General features: G+C 59.4%; 6 protein-coding genes. All 6 read right to left on the reverse strand.

Going from position 1 to position 4,038, the window contains the following annotated elements; translation table 11 throughout:
- Positions 1–56: 56 nt before the first annotated feature.
- A complete protein-coding gene (locus RI563_RS06900; protein WP_310693633.1) occupies positions 57–437 on the reverse strand; it encodes a VOC family protein in 381 nt (126 codons plus the stop codon).
- Positions 434–1,180 carry a class I SAM-dependent methyltransferase gene (locus RI563_RS06905; protein WP_310693634.1) on the reverse strand — a complete coding sequence of 249 codons (747 nt, stop codon included), beginning with the start codon at positions 1,178–1,180 and terminating at the stop codon, positions 434–436. Before RI563_RS06905 ends, RI563_RS06900 begins: the two co-directional genes overlap by 4 nt.
- A gap of 2 nt (positions 1,181–1,182) precedes the next feature.
- Positions 1,183–2,406: a multifunctional CCA addition/repair protein gene (locus RI563_RS06910; RefSeq protein ID WP_310693635.1), complete on the reverse strand. Its 1,224-nt coding sequence runs from the start codon at positions 2,404–2,406 to the stop codon at positions 1,183–1,185.
- Positions 2,407–2,515: 109 nt separating this feature from the next.
- The gene (gene rpmG, locus RI563_RS06915; protein WP_134080758.1) at positions 2,516–2,671 is read right to left on the reverse strand and encodes a 50S ribosomal protein L33; all 156 of its coding nucleotides are present in this window, start codon (positions 2,669–2,671) and stop codon (positions 2,516–2,518) included.
- Between the two features lie 11 nt (positions 2,672–2,682).
- Positions 2,683–2,919 carry a 50S ribosomal protein L28 gene (gene rpmB, locus RI563_RS06920; protein WP_310693636.1) on the reverse strand — a complete coding sequence of 79 codons (237 nt, stop codon included), beginning with the start codon at positions 2,917–2,919 and terminating at the stop codon, positions 2,683–2,685.
- 177 nt (positions 2,920–3,096) lie between these two features.
- Positions 3,097–3,771 (reverse strand): RadC family protein, encoded by a 675-nt coding sequence (gene radC / locus RI563_RS06925; protein WP_310693637.1) that lies wholly within the window; start codon positions 3,769–3,771, stop codon positions 3,097–3,099.
- Between the last annotated feature and the right edge of the window lie 267 nt (positions 3,772–4,038).

Raw genomic sequence — 4,038 nt, forward strand, 5'->3', positions numbered from 1 at the left:
CGGTATCGGGCAATTCTCCGGGTGCCGGACACCGCTTTGCTATGTCCGGCCTACCTCTAGACGTACTCTGAGATCTCGATCAGGTTGCCGTCGGGATCATTAAGGTAAATCGACAGGATAGTTCCTACAGCGCCGGTGCGTTCTATATATTCCCCCACGGGCGTGATGCCCTTGGTTCTAAAATGGTCAAGTACTTCGCCAAGTGGGGTCTCGCTAATCAGGCACAGATCCGCTGATCCCGGTGTGGGATGACGGGCATGCGGTGCAAACGGTTGATCGGCAGGATGTAAATTGATTTTTTGTTGGCCAAAACGTAGTGCCTTGCGATTGTTGCCAAAGGTGAGTACTTCCATGCCAAGTATCTCGTTATAAAAGCGGCAGCTGGTTTCAATGTCGTTAACGGTCAGGACCAGGTGATCGAGATGGGAGAGTTTCATGGTTTGTATCCTGCCAGCAAGTGAATGGGCCAGTAGACTGCTCTGGTTTGCGTTGCCTCGCCCCAATGTTGGCTTAACTGACCTTCCAACTCGATGAGTGGGTTTATGTTGTGGTCGGCGATATAGCGCTGGGTGGCGGACCAGGTGGCGAGATAGCCGATCACTTCGGGCAGGGTCCACTCGGCCTGGATATGAAAGGCCGGGGTGTCTATCAGCGGGAAGGGAAAGGGCAGGCCGGCGTAAGCTTTTTTGATCCAGTGGCGTTCTTCAGGCCAGTAACCGTTCAGTGTGTTGGCGTAATAGTCGTTGATCAGTGCATCGATCGCGGGCGAGATTGAGAACAGGCCGTAACCCCAGATGGCCAGTATGCCGCCGGGCTTGAGAAGGCGGGTGGCCTCATGATTGAAACGGGCGTGATCGAACCAGTGCGCGGCTTGCGCGACACTGATTAGATCGAACGTGTTATCAGTAAATGGCAGTTGCTCGGCGGTGCTGCAAAGATAATCGATGGTGTGTGGCTGTTGCGCATTGCGCAGCTGCGCCAGACTCGGTTCGCAACCGATCACCTGTTCAAAGTGATCGCCCAGGGCGACGGCGGCCTGGCCGTTGCCGCTGGCTACATCCAGCGCCCATTCGCGCTGTGGACACAGGGAAGCCAGATAATCAAACAGCTCGGGCGGGTAGTGAGGCCGGTAGCGGGTGTAGTCTGCGGCCTGTTGCGAGAAATGATCGGCGAAGGCCATGCTCAGGCCGCGCGGCGCACCTGTTTGATCGCCGTCAGGCGGGCCTTGTGCAGGGCCTCGGCGATGGCCTTGCCCTGCAGGCCCAGTTCGACGAACGGTCCGGCTTCGACGGCGCTGGCGGCGGCGTGGGTCTCGCGCATGATGCGCGGCTGATCAAAAACCCGATCTTCGTAACCGGGGCGCCCGCGCGAGTCAGCCTCGCAGGCCAGCAGGAATTGTTCATAACGCTCGGGCCGGCGAAAGGCGTCCAGCGCTTCCAGGGTTTTTAGCAAGGTAGTGTCCTTGAGTTCGCCGGCGCGGTGGTAGTGCAGGTGATAGCGGGTCACCATGACCGCCAGCTCGCGATACTCGTTGGGGATTTTATAGCGATCACATAATGCCTCGACCAGCGGCACGCCGCGTTCCTCGTGATCGATGTGCGAGGGTAGTGCTTCGGTTGGCGTGGTGCCCTTGCCCAGATCGTGCACCAGTGCGGCAAAGCGCACGGCCGGATCGTCGGAGAGTTTGACGGCCTGTTGCAGCACCAGCATGGTGTGCACCCCGGTGTCGATCTCGGGGTGGTGCTGCTCCGGTTGCGGCACGCCATACAGGCGATCGACCTCGGGGAACAGTCTGGCCAGCGCGCCGCACTCACGCAGCACTTCAAAGAAGGTTTCCGGGTGCTCCTCCTGCAGGGCGCGCAGGGTTTCCTGCCAGACCCGTTCGGGCACCAGTGCATCGACCTCGCCGTTGTCGACCATCTGTTGCATCAGTGTTTGGGTTTCGTCAGCCACGCGGAAGCCGAACCCGGCAAAGCGCGCGGCGAAGCGTGCCACGCGCAGGATGCGTACCGGATCCTCGACAAAAGCCGGGGAGACATGGCGCAGCAGGCGATCTTTTAAATCCTGCTGGCCGTGGTAAGGATCGATGATCTCGCCGCGATCGGTTTCGGCCATGGCGTTGATGGTCAGATCGCGGCGGGCCAGATCCTGCTCCAGGGTCACATCGGGAGCAGCGTGAAAGGTGAAGCCGGTATAGCCGGGACCGGTCTTGCGCTCGGTGCGCGCCAGGGCGTGTTCCTCGTGGGTGTCGGGATGCAGGAAGACGGGAAAGTCCTTGCCCACCGGCCGATACCCGGCGTCGAGCATCTGTTGCGGCGTGGCGCCGACCACCACCCAGTCGTGGTCCTTGACCGGCAGCCCGAGCAGTTTGTCGCGGACGCAGCCGCCTACCTGATAACGTTCCATAGATGGATGATAATCGTTTGTTACGCCAAATTCGAACAGTCGTGCGTAACAGGCATAAAAAAACCCGCCGATAAGGAGGCGGGTTTTTGCGTTCGGGACAAAAGCCGGTTTATTTGATCTTGGCTTCCTTGTAGGCCACGTGCTTGCGGACTACCGGGTCGTATTTTTTCACTTCCATTTTTTCCGGCATGTTGCGCTTGTTTTTGGTCGTGGTGTAGAAGTGACCGGTACCGGCACTGGAAACGAGTTTGATTTTGTCACGCATGATAAAACTCCTTACACCTTTTCGCCGCGACGGCGCAGATCCTCGAGTACAGACTCGATACCTTTTTTATCAATGATGCGCATGCCCTTGCTGCTGACACGCAGTTTTACCCAGCGGCTCTGCGACTCCACCCAGAAACGGTGAGTATGCAGATTGGGCAGAAAGCGGCGACGGGTCTTGTTATGGGCATGGGATACGTTGTTCCCGCTCATCGGACGTTTGCCAGTCACTTGACAGACTCTGGCCATGGTTATTCTCCAAAAATCGGCTGCACAATGCGTCAAAGAGCGCGAATTTTACGGATTTCCCGCCAGCCTTACAAGCCCAATTCTCCCTAAAGTGCCGCGTATCGCGCGGATTTCAGGCAAGCTGGTGGCCGTGCCGTGTTTCCTCGTCACTCGTAACTCGTCCCTCGGCCCTGTTTTTTATAGCCAGCCCCGCTCCGAAAAGGCCACGCATTCCCCGTCGCCGACCACGATATGGTCCAGCACCCGGACCTCCACCAGCTCCAGGGCCTCCACCAGGCGCCCGGTCAGATGACGATCGGCGTGGCTCGGCTCGGCGATACCGGAGGGGTGGTTGTGGGCGAAAATCAGCGCGGCAGCGTTGTGCTGCAGGGTCTTTTTGACCACCTCACGCGGGTGGACGCTGGCTCCATTGAGGGTGCCGCGAAACAGCTCCTCGTAGCGAATCACCCGGTGCTGGCTGTCGAGAAACAGGCAGGCGAACACCTCGTGGGGCAGATCCCGCAGCCGGCTGTGCAGATAGTGCTTGGTGTCCTGGGGGCTGTGCAGGCCGGTATCTCGTTGCAGGGTCTCGCCCAGGTGGCGCTGGGCCAGTGCCATGACGGCCTGCAGTTGCACGTACTTGGCCTGGCCCAGACCGGGCAGCGTGCAAAAATCCGCCTCGTTGGCGGTGAGCAGCCCGCGCAGGCCGCCGAACTGATGCAGCACCTCGCGGGCCAGATCCACGGCGGACTTGCCGCGGGTGCCGGTACGCAGAAAAATCGCCAGCAGTTCGGCGTCGGAGAGGGCCTCGGCGCCCCGGGCCAGAAGTTTTTCCCGCGGGCGCTCCGCCTGCGGCCAGTCGGTAATGGACATACGACCTCCCTGTCGCTTATTTCAGAAGATTTGGCAAACCGGCCAGTGTTTCCTGCCAGTCAGATTGCCATTCAATTATAGCCGGGAACAGGGCCGAGTGACGAGGGACGAGTAACGAGGAAAATCAGGAGCGGCTAAACCCTGGCCCCCTCGTCACTCGTAACTCGTCCCTTGGCCCTGCCCTTCGGAGTTTACTCCGAAGGGCCCGGAATCTCTGATACACTTTATATGTATGACACAACTGGCCAACAAACACATCCTGCTCGG

The organism is Thiohalophilus sp. (assembly GCF_031581315.1).
Taxonomy (GTDB): Bacteria; Pseudomonadota; Gammaproteobacteria; order UBA6429; family Thiohalophilaceae; genus Thiohalophilus.